The 16,116-nt window shown below is 46.1% G+C and carries 12 protein-coding genes and 1 pseudogene; all 13 read left to right on the forward strand.

The genetic code is table 11. The annotated features are described in order from the left end of the window. Nucleotides 1–256, forward strand: a pseudogene (gene tuf / locus L5L98_RS21695) (elongation factor Tu); the annotation flags it as partial. Between the two features lie 261 nt (nt 257–517). After that, a complete protein-coding gene (gene secE / locus L5L98_RS21700) occupies nt 518–889 on the forward strand; it encodes a preprotein translocase subunit SecE (RefSeq protein WP_006083613.1) in 372 nt (123 codons plus the stop codon). A gap of 9 nt (nt 890–898) precedes the next feature. Continuing rightward, nucleotides 899–1,450 (forward strand): transcription termination/antitermination protein NusG, encoded by a 552-nt coding sequence (gene nusG, locus L5L98_RS21705; protein WP_105251029.1) that lies wholly within the window; start codon nt 899–901, stop codon nt 1,448–1,450. Nucleotides 1,451–1,577: 127 nt separating this feature from the next. After that, nucleotides 1,578–2,006, forward strand: a complete 429-nt coding sequence (gene rplK, locus L5L98_RS21710) for a 50S ribosomal protein L11 (protein ID WP_006083611.1) — start codon at nt 1,578–1,580, stop codon at nt 2,004–2,006. A 4-nt stretch (nt 2,007–2,010) separates the two neighbouring features. After that, on the forward strand, nt 2,011–2,712 hold the full coding sequence (gene rplA / locus L5L98_RS21715; protein WP_105251030.1) for a 50S ribosomal protein L1: 702 nt from the start codon (nt 2,011–2,013) through the stop codon (nt 2,710–2,712). Between the two features lie 268 nt (nt 2,713–2,980). Then, a complete protein-coding gene (gene rplJ / locus L5L98_RS21720; RefSeq protein ID WP_006083609.1) occupies nt 2,981–3,481 on the forward strand; it encodes a 50S ribosomal protein L10 in 501 nt (166 codons plus the stop codon). Between the two features lie 54 nt (nt 3,482–3,535). After that, a complete protein-coding gene (gene rplL / locus L5L98_RS21725) occupies nt 3,536–3,901 on the forward strand; it encodes a 50S ribosomal protein L7/L12 (protein WP_105251031.1) in 366 nt (121 codons plus the stop codon). A gap of 243 nt (nt 3,902–4,144) precedes the next feature. Then, complete coding sequence (gene rpoB / locus L5L98_RS21730) at nt 4,145–8,176, forward strand: DNA-directed RNA polymerase subunit beta (RefSeq protein WP_105251032.1); 4,032 nt, start codon at nt 4,145–4,147, stop codon at nt 8,174–8,176. 84 nt (nt 8,177–8,260) lie between these two features. Then, nucleotides 8,261–12,478, forward strand: a complete 4,218-nt coding sequence (rpoC, locus tag L5L98_RS21735) for a DNA-directed RNA polymerase subunit beta' (protein WP_105251033.1) — start codon at nt 8,261–8,263, stop codon at nt 12,476–12,478. Nucleotides 12,479–12,657: 179 nt separating this feature from the next. Further along, nucleotides 12,658–13,032 carry a 30S ribosomal protein S12 gene (gene rpsL / locus L5L98_RS21740; RefSeq protein WP_006083605.1) on the forward strand — a complete coding sequence of 125 codons (375 nt, stop codon included), beginning with the start codon at nt 12,658–12,660 and terminating at the stop codon, nt 13,030–13,032. A gap of 81 nt (nt 13,033–13,113) precedes the next feature. Continuing rightward, nucleotides 13,114–13,584, forward strand: a complete 471-nt coding sequence (gene rpsG / locus L5L98_RS21745; protein ID WP_011787570.1) for a 30S ribosomal protein S7 — start codon at nt 13,114–13,116, stop codon at nt 13,582–13,584. 78 nt (nt 13,585–13,662) lie between these two features. After that, nucleotides 13,663–15,759 (forward strand): elongation factor G, encoded by a 2,097-nt coding sequence (fusA, locus tag L5L98_RS21750; protein WP_006083603.1) that lies wholly within the window; start codon nt 13,663–13,665, stop codon nt 15,757–15,759. A 72-nt stretch (nt 15,760–15,831) separates the two neighbouring features. Then, the coding region (locus L5L98_RS21755) for a GTP-binding protein (protein WP_261729865.1) at nt 15,832–16,116 on the forward strand (285 nt) is incomplete at its 3' end.

A 16,116-nucleotide genomic window follows, 5' to 3' on the forward strand; every position in this document is an offset into this window, starting at 1 on the left:
TGTTCTGTCAAAAGAAGAAGGCGGACGTCACACTCCATTCTTCAAAGGCTACCGTCCACAGTTCTACTTCCGTACAACTGACGTAACCGGTACTATCGAACTGCCAGAAGGCGTAGAGATGGTAATGCCTGGCGACAACATCAAAATGGTAGTGACTCTGATTTGCCCAATCGCGATGGACGAAGGTTTACGCTTCGCAATCCGTGAAGGTGGTCGTACAGTTGGTGCTGGTGTAGTAGCTAAAATCATTGCTTAATTGCGATAGAAATTAGTTTGAAAAGGAAGCTTCGGCTTCCTTTTTTGTTTAAGTGGATTATTTCATAGGTTTTGTGGTTTGCATGGGATTCGCATCCTTGCTTACAAAGTCGAATAAGAATACAATCTATGGCCGATTTTTGACCCTGAGCTTATGCTATTTTGCGTTTCTAAGGGTGTTCGGAAATGCAGAGTGATGTGGGATTATGCCCGTCAATTAATGTGCTCTAAGCTCAGGCCGTATTGAGTAACGGAAAAACCGATGACAACAAATACTGAAAACCAGAACAATTCTCTGGATATCGTGAAGTGGGGTTTAGTGATTGTATTGCTAGCCGCTGCTGTTATTGGCAATCAAATGTATAGCGAAGCCAGTGCCGTCATACGTGCGCTTAGTGTTATCGTTGCATTCGCTATTGCTGGTTTTATTGCGCTTCAGACTGTAAAAGGTAAAAAAGCGTTAGCTTTTGCCCGTGAAGCGCATATCGAAGTGCGCAAGGTTGTATGGCCGACGCGTCAAGAAGCGCTAAACACCACTTTTATTGTCCTTGCAGCAACAGGTATCTTAGCTCTTATCCTTTGGGGTATGGATGCTGTGTTAATGCGAATTGTCAATTTTATCACTGGCGTATAGGCACCTCGAATGACTGAAGCTAAAGAAGCTAAAAAAAGATGGTATGTAGTGCAGGCATTCTCAGGCTATGAAGGCCGAGTTTGTAAGTCACTGATTGAATATATTAAAATGCATGGCATGGAAGCATACTTCGGTGAAGTATTGGTTCCGACTGAAGAAGTCATCGAAATGCGTGCAGGTCAGCGTCGCAAGAGCGAACGTAAGTTTTTCCCTGGCTATGTGTTAGTCCAGATGGAAATGAACGATGACAGCTGGCATTTAGTCAAAAGCATCCCGCGTGTTTTAGGCTTTATTGGCGGAACGTCTGATCGTCCTGCCCCAATTTCAGATAAAGAAGCTGATGCAATTCTGCGTCGCTTACAAGAAACGACAGCGTCACCGACTCATAGAACCATATTTGAGCCTGGTGAAGTGGTACGTGTGTGTGATGGTCCATTTGCTGACTTTAACGGCACCGTTGAAGAAGTGGATTATGACAAGAGCCGCGTGAAAGTATCAGTGATGATCTTTGGTCGTTCTACGCCTGTTGAACTTGATTTTAGTCAAGTTGAAAAAGGCTGATTAAATAAACTACAAAATCCGTTTGGCAACGGGTGCGAATTTCTATATAATTCGCACCCGTTGTTTTCGGGGGAGCATGTCAGCATGTCGCTGATGCGCGTTTGAACCCAAACTGAGGAAATGTCAGATGGCAAAGAAGATTGATGCTTATATTAAGCTACAAGTAAAATCCGGTTCTGCGAACCCATCACCACCAGTTGGTCCAGCTTTGGGTCAAAAAGGTGTGAACATCATGGAATTCTGTAAAGCGTTTAACGCCCGTACAGAAAAAATGGAAAAAGGCATGCCTATTCCAGTCGTGATCACTGTTTACAGTGACCGTTCATTCACTTTTGAAACTAAGACTTCTCCAGCGTCTTACTTACTGAAGACTGCTGCAGGCCTGAAATCAGGTTCTCCACGTCCAAACACTCAGAAAGTGGGTACTATCGCTCGCGCTAAAGTTCAAGAAATTGCTGAACTGAAAGCTGCCGATATGACTGGTGCTGACATTGAAGCGATGACTCGCTCAATCGAAGGTACTGCGCGTTCAATGGGTTTGGTTGTAGAGGATTAATATAATGGCAAAGCTAACTAAACGCATGCGCGTAATTCGCGAAAAAGTTGACGGTACTAAAAGCTACGATATCAACGAAGCTGTTGCTCTGTTAAAAGAATTAGCAACTGCAAAATTCGTTGAAAGTGTAGACGTAGCAGTTAACCTGGGTATTGACCCACGTAAATCTGACCAAAACGTTCGTGGTGCAACAGTGTTGCCACACGGTACTGGTCGTGACGTTCGCGTTGCAGTATTTACACAAGGTGCAAATGCTGAAGCTGCTAAAGCTGCTGGCGCTGAGCTAGTTGGTATGGATGATCTGGCTGAGAAAATCAAAGCCGGTGAAATGAACTTTGACGTAGTTATCGCATCTCCAGATGCAATGCGCGTTGTTGGTATGTTAGGTCAAATCTTAGGCCCACGTGGTTTAATGCCTAACCCTAAAACAGGTACAGTAACGCCAAACGTTGCTGAAGCTGTTAAGAACGCCAAAGCGGGTCAAGTTCGTTACCGTAACGACAAGAACGGTATTATCCACACTACTATCGGTAAAGTGGATTTCACACCAGTTCAATTGAAAGAAAACTTGGAAGCGTTAGTGTCAGCACTGAAAAAGGCTAAGCCTGCAGTTGCTAAAGGCATTTTCGTGAAAAAGATCAGCATCTCTACCACTATGGGTGCAGGTGTTGCAGTTGATCAAGCTACGCTTGAAACAACTCTATAATTTTACAAAGCGGGTGCATTAGTCTATAATGCGCGCACTTTGTGGGTTGAAGCCTGTTTTATCTTCTGTTTAGGCGGAATTTAACTCAGGTTTCCGTCCAAGACCGCAGGTGTTTTTTGTAAAAATAACTTAATTTCCTGCGTAGACGGTGTCAGGCCCCAGCTAAAATTTTTTACTGGATAATCTGCACCGTAAGTCACTAAATACATAAGTATTTAGTATGGTAAATACTAGGGAATACCCTAGGTAGAATCCAGGAGTAAAGCCAATGGCATTAAGACTCGAAGACAAAAAAGCGATTGTTGCTGAAGTCAACGAAGCTGCCAAAGGTGCGCTATCTGCAGTTGCCGCTGATTCTCGCGGTGTTACTGTAGGTGCTATGACCGGTCTGCGTAAAAAAGCTCGCGAAGCTGGTGTATATGTACGTGTAGTACGTAACACGCTAGCTCGTCGTGCTGTTGAAGGTACTGCTTTTGAGTGCCTAGCAGAAACGTTCACTGGCCCAACTTTGATTGCTTTTTCTTTAGAGCACCCAGGTGCTGCAGCACGTCTGTTAAAAGACTTTGCTAAAGAACAAGCTAACTTCGAAGTTAAAGGCGCAGCCTTTGAAGGGAATTTCATCCCTGCAGCTGAAATTGATCGTTTGGCGAAACTGCCAACATACGAAGAAGCACTAGCTCAGTTAATGATGACTATGAAAGAAGCATCTGCTGGCAAGTTCGTTCGTACACTGGCCGCCCTGCGCGATCAAAAACAAGAAGCCGCTTAATTTCAAGCTGGCTGCTTAATAAAATTGAATTCAGAACAATAGGAAACATTTGTTATGTCTATCACTAAAGACCAAATCTTAGAAGCCTTTGCAGCTATGTCTGTAATGGAAGTTGTTGAACTGATCGAAGCTATGGAAGAGAAGTTCGGCGTTTCTGCCGCTGCTGCTGTTGTTTCTGGCGGTGCAGAAGCAGTTGTTGTTGAAGAACAAACAGAATTCAACGTAGTTCTGACTGCTCACGGCGACAACAAAGTTGCAGTTATTAAAGCCATCCGTGGCGCAACTGGTTTAGGCCTGAAAGAAGCTAAAGCTATGTCTGAAGCTGCTCCAGTAGCAGTTAAAGAAGGCGTTTCTAAAGAAGAAGCTGAAGCTCTGAAGAAAGAACTTACTGAAGCTGGTGCTTCTGTAGAAATTAAGTAAGCTATTATTTAGCTTGCTCACCCAAGCCACTTGGGTGGAGGCTGGCGGTTTTTTAACCGTCGGCCTTTTTTGCGCTATATGCGCTGGCGATTTTTTTTCACCGTTTGTCGCCAAATTTTGCAGTCCCTAGCAGAGATTACTGGTTAGGTTCTTGCCATCAACGGTGATGGGCAAACGTGCTGAATTTTAATAACTTAAGTTATTTATTCAGTCTTGGTCACATCTCGTAAGCAGAGGAAACCCATGGTTTACTCCTATTCTGAAAAGAAGCGTATTCGCAAAGACTTTGGTAAGCGTCCAAAAGTTTTGGATATCCCTTATTTATTGTCTATCCAGCTAGACTCTTTTAAGAAGTTCACCGATCAAGATCCTACCGGTGAGCGCGGTTTAGAAGCCGCCTTCCGTAGCGTTTTTCCCATCAAGAGCTTTTCTGGTAACTCAGAACTGCAATACGTCAGCTATAAGCTTGGCGAGCCTGTTTTTGATGTGAAAGAGTGTCAGATCCGTGGTGTTACGTATTCAGCTCCACTACGCGTTAAATTACGCATGGTGTTGTATGACCGTGAAGCAGCGGCGGGCACAGTAAAAGATATTAAAGAACAAGAAGTCTACATGGGTGATATCCCATTGATGACGGATAACGGTACTTTTGTTATCAACGGTACTGAGCGTGTAATCGTATCTCAATTACACCGTTCTCCAGGCGTGTTCTTTGATCATGACCGTGGTAAAACCCACTCATCAGGTAAGGTGCTGTATAACGCACGTATTATTCCTTACCGTGGTTCATGGCTTGACTTTGAATTCGATCCTAAAGATGCACTATTTGTGCGTATTGACCGTCGCCGCAAACTGCCTGCGACCATCATGTTACGTGCATTAGAATATTCTACTCAAGAGATCCTCGATCTGTTCTTCGAACGCGTTGAGTTCAAGATCAAGAAAGATACTCTGGTCATGTCTTTGGTGCCTGAACGTCTGCGTGGCGAAACTGCCAGCTATGACATCAAGGATGCTGAAGGTTCTGTACTGGTTGAAGCGGGACGTCGTATTACTGCGCGTCACATTCGTCAGTTAGAAAAGACTAATACCACTGAGCTTGAAGTGCCAGTTGAATATATCGTGGGCAAATATGCTGCTCAAGATTATATCGATCCGGACACGGGTGAAGTTTTAGTCTCTGCCAACAGTGAAATTAGCTTAGAAGATCTGGCTAAACTATCATTGGCCGGTATTAAAGATATCAGCACGTTGTATATCAACGAGCTAGATCATGGTGCTTATATTTCAGATACGCTGCGTATCGATTCAACTACTAACCGCTTAGAAGCGCTGGTTGAGATCTATCGTATGATGCGTCCTGGCGAGCCACCAACCAAAGATGCTGCCGAAGCACTATTCCAGAACTTGTTCTTCAGTGAAGAGCGTTATGACCTGTCTAAAGTAGGTCGTATGAAGTTCAACCGTCGTCTCAGCATTCCTGATGACGAAGGTAGCGGTGTATTGTCGAAAGAAGACATCGTCGCGGTAATGAAGAACATCATTCATATCCGTAACGGTTTCGACGAAGTCGATGACATCGATCACTTAGGTAACCGTCGTATTCGTAGCGTCGGTGAAATGGCTGAAAACCAATTCCGTGTTGGTTTAGTCCGTGTTGAGCGCGCCGTGCGGGAACGTCTGTCTTTAGGCGATCTGAACGAGCTGATGCCACAAGACTTGATCAACGCTAAGCCAATTTCTGCTGCAGTGAAAGAGTTCTTCGGTTCTTCTCAGCTGTCACAATTCATGGACCAAAACAACCCGCTGTCAGAAGTAACGCATAAGCGTCGTATTTCTGCTCTTGGCCCTGGTGGTTTGACTCGTGAACGTGCAGGCTTCGAAGTCCGCGACGTACATCCAACGCATTATGGTCGCTTATGTCCAATTGAGACCCCTGAAGGTCCAAACATTGGTCTAATCAACTCATTAGCAAGTTTTGCCCGTACTAACTCTTACGGCTTCCTAGAAACGCCATACCGCAAGGTTATCGACGGCGTGATTACTGACGAAGTGGAATACTTGTCAGCAATTGAAGAAGGTCGTTATGTGATTGCACAGGCGAACATCGAAGTTGACGCTAGCGGTCGTATGGCAGAAGAGCAAATTGCTTGTCGTCATAAAGGTGAATCAACCTTTATGCGCGCTGCTGACATCCAGTATATGGATGTTTCGCCACAACAGATTATTTCTGTTGCTGCGTCACTGATCCCGTTCTTAGAACACGACGATGCTAACCGTGCCTTGATGGGTGCGAACATGCAACGTCAAGCCGTACCCACACTGCGCTCTGAAAAGCCGCTAGTAGGTACTGGTATTGAGCGTACTTTGGCTGTTGACTCTGGTGTTGTGGTTGTTGCTAAACGTGGTGGTTTTGTAGACTACGTTGATGCGAGCCGCATCGTTGTTAAAGTAAATGAAGATGAGCTACGCCCAGGCGAAGCCGGTATCGACATTTATAACCTGACTAAATACACCCGTTCTAACCAAAACACTTGTATCAACCAACGCCCTTGTTGTGCTGTTGGTGAGCCAGTCGTTCGTGGTGACGTGTTAGCAGACGGTCCGTCTACTGACTTAGGTGACTTAGCCCTTGGCCAGAACATGCGTATCGCATTCATGCCTTGGAACGGTTACAACTTCGAAGACTCGATCTTAATTTCTGAGCGCGTAGCGCAAGAAGACCGTTTCACCACTATCCACATTCAGGAGCTGTCTTGTATTGCTCGTGATACCAAACTGGGTAGCGAAGAAATCACGGCTGATATTCCAAACGTAGGTGAATCTGCTCTGTCGAAACTCGACGAGTCAGGTATCGTTTACATTGGTGCAGAAGTGAAGGGCGGCGATATTCTGGTTGGTAAAGTGACGCCAAAAGGCGAAACACAGCTAACGCCAGAAGAGAAGTTACTCCGTGCTATCTTCGGTGAGAAAGCGTCTGACGTTAAAGACAGTTCACTGCGTGTACCTAACTCTGTTAAGGGTACTATCATCGACGTTCAGGTATTTACCCGTGACGGCGTTGAAAAAGACAAGCGTGCAGTTGAAATCGAAGAGATGCACATTGCCCAAGCTCGTAAAGACTTAGGCGAAGAGTTCAAGATCCTTGAAGAAGGTGTATTGAGCCGTGCGCGTAACCTGTTAATCGGTGCTGGTTTCACTGAAGCGCAAATTGCTGCGTTGCCACGTAAAGATGTATTGGTTCAAGTCATTGACGATGAAGCAAAACAAACTGAACTTGAGCAATTAGCTGAACAGCATGAAGAGCTGAAAGCTGACTTCGATAAGAAGTTTGAAATCAAACGTCGCAAGATCACCCAAGGTGATGATTTGGCGCCAGGCGTACTCAAAATCGTTAAGGTTTACTTAGCGGTTAAGCGTACTATCCAACCTGGTGACAAGATGGCGGGTCGTCACGGTAACAAGGGTGTTATCTCTAAGATTTGCCCAATCGAAGACATGCCATATGACGAACAAGGTAACCCAGTAGACATCGTATTGAACCCGCTAGGTGTTCCATCACGTATGAACATTGGTCAGGTACTTGAAGTCCATATGGGCGCCGCTGCCAAAGGCATTGGTAACAAGATCACTGCGATGCTTGAAGAACAGCGTGAGCTGGCTGAAGTTCGTGGTTACATCAAGCAAGTTTATGAATTAGGTGACGAAGTGCAGCAGCGCGTCGATATCGATTCATTTACTGATGATGAAGTATTACGTCTTGCGACTAACCTGAAAGGCGGTATCCCGATTGCAACTCCTGCATTCGACGGTGCTAAAGAGAAAGAGATCAAGCAGATGCTTGAACTTGCAGGTTTGCCAACCTCTGGTCAGTTGAAGTTGTTTGATGGTCGTACCGGTAACGAATTTGAGCGTCAAGTAACGGTAGGTTACATGTACATGCTCAAACTGAACCACTTAGTTGATGACAAGATGCACGCCCGTTCTACCGGTTCGTACAGCTTAGTGACTCAACAACCACTGGGCGGTAAAGCTCAGTTCGGTGGTCAGCGTTTCGGTGAGATGGAAGTGTGGGCACTAGAAGCATACGGTGCCGCTTATACGCTTCAAGAAATGCTCACTGTTAAATCGGATGACGTTAACGGTCGTACTCAGATGTATAAGAACATCGTCGACGGTAACCATCAGATGCAACCTGGCATGCCAGAGTCCTTCAACGTGTTACTGAAGGAGATCCGTTCACTCGGTATTAATATCGAGTTGGATCAGGCATAAGCGCAGGCCTTTAGCCGCGTTTGGCAAACAGAATGGTGCTCCGTGCAAGCGGAGCACCCGGTTTAACTCCTTCAGGAGAGAAACGTGAAAGACTTATTAAAGTTTCTGAAACAGCAAAGCAAGACTGAAGAATTTAACGGCATCAAAATTGGTCTGGCATCGCCTGATCTGATCCGTTCTTGGTCTTTTGGTGAAGTTAAGAAGCCAGAAACCATCAACTACCGTACCTTCAAGCCTGAGCGTGAAGGTCTGTTCTGTGCGCGTATCTTTGGCCCAGTCAAAGATTACGAATGTTTGTGCGGTAAGTACAAACGTTTGAAGCACCGTGGTGTTATTTGTGAAAAGTGTGGTGTTGAAGTAACCCAAACTAAAGTACGTCGTGAGCGTATGGGTCACATCGAACTGGCTAGCCCAGTTGCGCACATTTGGTTCTTAAAATCACTGCCGTCACGTATTGGCTTAATGCTGGATATGACGCTGCGTGATATCGAACGCGTACTGTATTTTGAATCATTTGTCGTGATCGAGCCTGGCATGACCAGCCTTGAACGTGGCCAAATGCTGACAGAAGAAACTTATCTGGATGCATTAGAAGAATACGGTGATGAGTTCGAAGCTAAAATGGGTGCCGAAGCAGTGCTTGAACTGTTACGTGCTATCGATTTAGCGAAAGAAATCGAACAAATGCGTGAAGAATTGCCTTCAATCAATTCTGAGACTCGTCGCAAGAAAGTGACTAAACGTCTTAAGTTGATGGAAGCATTCTACACTTCAGGCAACAAGCCTGAGTGGATGATCTTAAAAGTACTGCCTGTGTTACCACCTGACTTACGTCCGTTGGTTCCGCTCGATGGCGGCCGCTTCGCGACTTCAGATCTTAACGACCTGTATCGCCGCGTGATCAACCGTAACAACCGTTTGAAGCGTCTGTTAGATTTAGCTGCGCCAGACATTATCGTACGCAACGAAAAGCGTATGTTACAAGAGTCTGTTGATGCGCTATTAGATAACGGTCGTCGTGGTCGTGCTATTACCGGTTCTAACAAGCGTCCTCTGAAATCTTTGGCTGATATGATCAAAGGTAAGCAAGGTCGTTTCCGTCAGAACTTGTTGGGTAAGCGCGTTGACTATTCTGGTCGTTCGGTAATTACCGTAGGTCCTACTCTACGTCTGCACCAATGTGGTCTTCCTAAGAAGATGGCACTGGAACTGTTCAAGCCATTCATCTATGGCAAGCTAGAAGGTCGTGGCTTAGCTACTACCATCAAAGCAGCTAAGAAGATGGTTGAGCGTGAAGTGGCGGAAGTATGGGACGTTCTGGATGAAGTGATCCGCGAACATCCAGTGATGCTCAACCGTGCACCAACACTGCACAGACTAGGTATTCAAGCGTTCGAACCAGTACTGATTGAAGGTAAAGCCATCCAGTTACACCCACTCGTTTGTGCGGCATACAACGCCGACTTCGATGGTGACCAAATGGCGGTACACGTACCGTTAACACTGGAAGCGCAGCTTGAAGCCCGTGCCCTGATGATGTCTACCAACAACATCCTGTCACCAGCCAACGGCGAGCCTGTTATCACCCCGTCTCAAGACGTGGTATTGGGTCTGTACTACACCAGCCGTGAGCGTATTAACGGCCGTGGTGAAGGTATGGCATTTATGTCTGTTGCTGAAGTTGAAAAAGCTTACGCAACTGGCGCTGCTGAACTGCATGCCCGCGTTAAAGTTCGTATCACTGAAACCATTATTGGTGACGATGGTGAGCGCACTGAACAACGCCGTATCGTTGATACGACTGTGGGTCGTGCTCTGCTGTCACTTATTCTGCCAGCAGGTTTGTCATTTGATCTGGTTAACCAGAACATGGGCAAAAAGCAGATCTCTAAACTGTTGAACACCTGTTATCGTCAACTGGGTCTGAAAGATACTGTTATCTTCGCTGACCAATTGATGTATACCGGTTTCCGTTTTGCAACCATCTCTGGTGCCTCTGTCGGTATCGATGACATGGTTATTCCAGACGAGAAATACACCTTAGTTGCTGATGCAGAAGCGGAAGTTCTTGAAATTCAAGAGCAGTTCCAATCTGGTCTAGTCACAGCCGGTGAGCGTTACAACAAAGTTATCGATATCTGGGCAAGTGCCAACGAAAAAGTTTCTAAAGCTATGATGGAAAACCTGTCAACTGAGACAGTGATTAACCGTGATGGCGTTGAAGAGAAACAAGCCTCGTTTAACAGCATCTATATGATGGCTGACTCAGGCGCTCGTGGTAGTGCCGCACAGATCCGTCAGTTGGCGGGTATGCGTGGTCTGATGGCTAAGCCAGACGGCTCAATCATCGAAACGCCAATTACCGCTAACTTCCGTGAAGGTCTAAACGTACTCCAGTACTTTATTTCTACTCACGGTGCGCGTAAAGGTCTAGCCGATACGGCATTGAAGACAGCGAACTCGGGTTACCTGACTCGTCGTCTTGTAGACGTTGCACAAGATTTAGTGGTTATCGAAGACGATTGTGGTACTCACGAAGGTCTAACCATGAAACCGCTGATTGAAGGTGGTGATGTGGTTGAGCCGTTACGTGAACGCGTACTGGGTCGTGTGGTTGCGATTGATGTGTTCTATCCAGGCACTGAAGACGTATTAGCACCACGTAACACGCTACTCGACGAAGCATGGTGTGACAAGTTAGAAGAGCATTCAATCGACGAAGTGATTGTACGTTCTGTTATTTCTTGTGATACCGATTTCGGTGTGTGTGCAGCTTGTTACGGTCGTGACTTGGCTCGTGGTCATATTATTAACCACGGTGAAGCTATCGGTGTTGTGGCAGCACAATCTATCGGTGAACCAGGTACACAGTTAACGATGCGTACGTTCCACATCGGTGGTGCGGCATCTAGAGCGTCTGCAGAAAACAATGTCCAAGTGAAAAACTCGGGCTCATTGAAACTGCATAATGCTAAGCATGTTACTAACAGTGACGGCAAACTGGTTATCGTTTCTCGTTCTTCTGAACTGGCTGTTATTGACGAGCTGGGTCGTGAGAAAGAGCGTTATAAAGTGCCATACGGTACTGTGCTCGAGAAACTAGAAGAAGCGGCTGTTGAAGCGGGCGATGTTATCGCTAACTGGGATCCACATACTCACCCAATCATTTCTGAAGTGGCGGGTAGTATTAAGTTCGTAGACATGATTGACGGTGTCACTATGACACGTCAAACAGACGAACTAACGGGTCTGTCATCAATCGTGATCCTTGACGTTGGTCAGCGTGGTACTGCGGGTAAAGAAATGCGCCCAATGATCCGTCTGCTTGGCGCTAATGGTGCTGACTTGATGATCCCAGGTACTGAAGTACCAGCACAATACTTCTTACCAGGTAGTGCGATCGTTAACTTAGAAGATAACGCGCAAATCAACGTGGGTGACGCATTAGCTCGTATTCCTCAGGAATCGTCTAAAACTCGCGACATCACCGGTGGTCTGCCACGCGTTGCTGACTTGTTCGAAGCGCGTAAGCCAAAAGAGCCTGCTATTCTGGCGGAAATCTCTGGTACCATCTCGTTTGGTAAAGAGACCAAAGGTAAGCGTCGTTTGGTGATTACACCTGCTGATGGCGGCGATCATTATGAAGAGATGATCCCTAAGTGGCGTAACTTAAACGTGTTCGAAGGTGAAAAAGTCGAACGCGGTGAAGTTATCGCTGACGGTCCAGAAGCAGCGCACGACATTCTGCGTCTTCGTGGTATCCACAACGTAGCAAACTACATTGTGAACGAAGTACAGGACGTTTACCGTCTGCAAGGCGTGAAGATCAACGATAAGCATATCGAAGTGATCATCCGTCAGATGCTGCGTAAGTGTCTTATCACTTCTGCCGGTGACACTGACTTCCTCGAAGGCGAGCAAGCTGAAGTGTCACGCGTGAAGATTGCTAACCGCGAACTGATCGCCCAAGGTAAAGTGCCTGCGACCTTTGAACGTGAACTACTGGGTATTACTAAAGCATCTCTGGCAACAGAATCCTTTATCTCAGCAGCATCGTTCCAAGAAACGACGCGTGTACTGACCGAAGCCGCCGTAGGTGGTAAGAGCGATCAATTACGTGGTCTGAAAGAAAACGTTATCGTTGGCCGACTGATCCCAGCCGGTACTGGTTACGCTTATCACAAGACTCGTAATGAAGCGCGTGCGAAGAAAAACGAACCTGTAGTAGTGAACAAGATCACTGCAAGTGAAGCCGAACAGAACTTGGCCGATCTCTTAAACTTGGCTGGTAGCCAAGATTAAGTAATAAGTTTGTTATAAAAAGGCGCCTATGGCGCCTTTTTTCTTGTAATATGCCGCAAAAGTTGGCTATTTCTTGACAGTCAGGCATTACCTTTCTAAAATTCCGCGTCCCACCATTGTGGGATATAGATTTTTCACACCTTATCGTTGAGTTTGATTCAACTGACTCGGAGCTATACATGGCAACTGTAAACCAGTTGGTACGTAAGCCACGCGCGCCAAAAGTCGACAAGACTAACGTGCCTGCGTTGAATGCGTGCCCGCAAAAACGTGGTGTTTGTACACGTGTGTACACTACTACCCCTAAAAAACCTAACTCTGCACTACGTAAAGTAGCTCGTGTGCGTCTAACTAACGGTTTCGAAGTTACTTCGTACATCGGCGGTGAAGGCCACAACCTGCAGGAACATAGCGTGATCTTAATCCGTGGTGGTCGTGTTAAAGACTTACCAGGTGTGCGTTATCACACTATTCGTGGCGCATTAGACTGTGCAGGCGTGACTTCACGTCGCCAAAGCCGTTCTAAATACGGTGCTAAGCGTCCTAAGTCTTAACTTATCCGTTAAGTAAGGCCAAGCTAGTTTTATTTTGAGAATTCCAGTTTTGGAAATCCCTGAAGCATACGGAGAATTGTTATGCCAAGACGTCGCGTTGTAGGACAACGTAAAATCCTACCAGATCCAAAGTTTCACAGTGAGTTGCTGGCTAAGTTCATCAACGTCATTATGCAAGACGGCAAAAAGTCGACTGCAGAAAAAATTATTTACAAGGCACTAGATGTTGTTGCTGAAAAGAAAAGCGAAAACCATTTAGTTATCCTTGAAGCAGCCCTGGACAACGTTCGCCCATCAGTCGAAGTTAAATCTCGTCGCGTTGGTGGTTCTACGTACCAGGTACCATGTGAAGTTCGTCCTGTGCGTCGTAACGCACTGGCGATGCGCTGGTTAGTTGAAGCTGCTCGTAAGCGTGGTGAAAAATCTATGGCTTTACGTCTGGCAGGTGAAATGCTGGATGCGTCTGAAAACAAAGGTACTGCTGTTAAGAAGCGTGAAGACGTGCATCGCATGGCTGAAGCTAACAAAGCCTTTGCTCATTACCGTTGGTAATATGATGGTGTGGGCTTAGGCCCACACCATAGTTGTTGATATTGCCAAGACTTAGGTCTTGGTGGAGAGGGTATAATCGTGGCTCGTACAACCCCAATTGAGCGTTATCGTAATATCGGTATTTGTGCTCATGTTGACGCAGGTAAAACCACCACAACAGAACGTGTTCTGTTCTATACCGGTTTGTCTCATAAAATCGGTGAGGTGCATGACGGCGCCGCTACCACAGACTGGATGGTTCAAGAGCAAGAGCGTGGTATCACTATCACCTCGGCTGCGGTAACCACATTCTGGCGTGGTATGGATGCTCAATTCACTGAACACCGCATCAATATCATCGATACCCCTGGTCACGTTGACTTTACTATTGAAGTTGAACGGTCTCTGCGCGTCCTCGACGGTGCTGTTGTCGTTTTCTGTGGTTCATCTGGTGTTGAACCTCAGTCAGAAACAGTGTGGCGTCAAGCTGATAAATACCGCGTTCCACGTTTGGTGTTTATCAACAAGATGGACCGTGCAGGTGCAGACTTTGAACGGGTAGTGAAGCAAATTAGAACTCGTCTTGGAGCCACTTGTGTGCCTATTCAATTGAATATTGGTGCAGAAGAAAACTTCAAAGGCGTGATCGACTTAATCAAGATGAAAGCAATTAACTGGAATGAATCAGACCAGGGTATGACTTTCACTTATGAGGAGATCCCTGCAGAGTTAGCAGCTAAAGCGGCTGAAATGCATGAGTATCTGGTTGAAGTGGCAGCCGAATCTTCGGATGAACTGATGGATAAGTACCTTGAAGAAGGCACGCTATCAGAAGACGAAATTAAAAAGGCGCTACGTCAGCGTACTATAAATAATGAAATCGTTTTAGCGACTTGTGGTTCTGCATTTAAGAACAAAGGCGTTCAAGCGGTACTTGATGCGGTTATTGAATTCTTGCCAGCGCCAATTGATGTGCCTCCAATTAAGGGCATCGATGAAAACGACCAAGAAGTAGAGCGCCCATCAGATGACAATGCGCCTTTTGCTGCATTGGCATTTAAGATTGCTACAGATCCATTCGTAGGAACTTTGACCTTTATTCGCGTGTACTCAGGCGTACTCGAATCAGGTTCGGGCGTTTACAACTCTGTCAAACAGAAGCGTGAACGCGTAGGTCGCATGGTGCAAATGCACGCAAACGATCGCACTGAACTGAAAGAAGTCCGTGCTGGTGATATCGCAGCGGCGATTGGTCTAAAAGAAGTGACTACGGGTGATACGCTTTGTGATAACGATCATAGAGTGATCTTGGAACGTATGGAGTTCCCAGAGCCAGTAATTACCATTGCCGTTGAGCCTAAGTCAAAAGCCGATCAGGACAAAATGGGTATCGCGTTGCAAAAACTTGCAGCGGAAGATCCATCATTCCGAGTTGAAACTGACGAAGAATCATCACAAACTCTGATTTCGGGTATGGGTGAGTTACACTTAGACATTATCGTAGACCGTATGCGTCGCGAATTTGGTGTTGAATGTAACGTAGGTAAGCCACAAGTGGCCTACCGCGAAACTATCCGAGCTTCAGTAGAAGCTGAAGGTAAATTTGTACGCCAATCAGGTGGTCGTGGACAATTCGGTCACGTTTGGTTAAAACTAGAGCCTAATGAAGAAGGCGCTGGTTACGAATTTGTCAATGCTGTTGTGGGAGGTGTGATTCCTCGTGAATTCATTCCTGCGGTTGATAAAGGTATCCAAGAACAGATGAAGAATGGCGTTCTCGCTGGCTTCCCTGTGTTGGACGTGAAGGTCACTCTGTTCGATGGTTCATATCATGATGTGGACTCGAACGAGATGGCGTTCAAAATTGCAGGTTCTATGGGCTTCAAAAAGGGTGCGCTTGAAGCGAATCCGGCGTTGCTCGAGCCTTGCATGAAAGTAGAAGTAACTACCCCTGAAAATTATATGGGTGACGTCGTTGGTGATTTGAACCGTCGTCGTGGCTTAATTGAAGGGATGGATGATGGCTTCGGTGGCATCAAAATAGTCCATGCTGTAGTGCCTCTTTCTGAAATGTTTGGTTATGCAACTGATTTGCGCTCTGCTACACAGGGTCGCGCTTCATACTCTATGGAGTTTTTGAAGTACTCTGATGCACCGCAAAACATTGCAAAAGCGATTATTGAATCTCGTAGCTAATATCCAGTTACGACATAAATGTTATTATGGTCCAGCACTGACTGGACTATTCTGAAAAGAAAGGAATATATCGTGGCAAAAGCTAAATTTGAACGTATTAAGCCTCACGTAAACGTGGGCACCATTGGTCACGTTGACCATGGTAAAACCACACTGACTGCAGCTATCTCTCACGTACTGGCTAAGACCTACGGTGGCGAAGCTAAAGACTTCTCTCAAATCGATAACGCTCCTGAAGAGCGTGAGCGCGGTATTACGATCAATACCTCTCACATCGAATATGACACGCCTTCACGTCACTACGCACACGTAGACTGCCCAGGCCACGCTGACTATGTTAAAAACATGATCACTGGT

The sequence above is a fragment of the Shewanella sp. SM23 genome (genome assembly GCF_025654295.1).
Classification (GTDB): domain Bacteria; phylum Pseudomonadota; class Gammaproteobacteria; order Enterobacterales; family Shewanellaceae; genus Shewanella; species Shewanella oncorhynchi.

Coding starts and splice junctions, on each gene's coding strand:
- rplJ (WP_006083609.1), top strand. CDS start 2,981: ATGGCATTAAGACTCGAAGACAAAAAAGCGATTGTTGCTGAAGTCAAC.
- rplK (WP_006083611.1), top strand. CDS start 1,578: ATGGCAAAGAAGATTGATGCTTATATTAAGCTACAAGTAAAATCCGGT.
- rpoB (WP_105251032.1), top strand. CDS start 4,145: ATGGTTTACTCCTATTCTGAAAAGAAGCGTATTCGCAAAGACTTTGGT.
- nusG (WP_105251029.1), top strand. CDS start 899: ATGACTGAAGCTAAAGAAGCTAAAAAAAGATGGTATGTAGTGCAGGCA.
- rplL (WP_105251031.1), top strand. CDS start 3,536: ATGTCTATCACTAAAGACCAAATCTTAGAAGCCTTTGCAGCTATGTCT.
- rplA (WP_105251030.1), top strand. CDS start 2,011: ATGGCAAAGCTAACTAAACGCATGCGCGTAATTCGCGAAAAAGTTGAC.
- rpsG (WP_011787570.1), top strand. CDS start 13,114: ATGCCAAGACGTCGCGTTGTAGGACAACGTAAAATCCTACCAGATCCA.
- secE (WP_006083613.1), top strand. CDS start 518: ATGACAACAAATACTGAAAACCAGAACAATTCTCTGGATATCGTGAAG.
- rpsL (WP_006083605.1), top strand. CDS start 12,658: ATGGCAACTGTAAACCAGTTGGTACGTAAGCCACGCGCGCCAAAAGTC.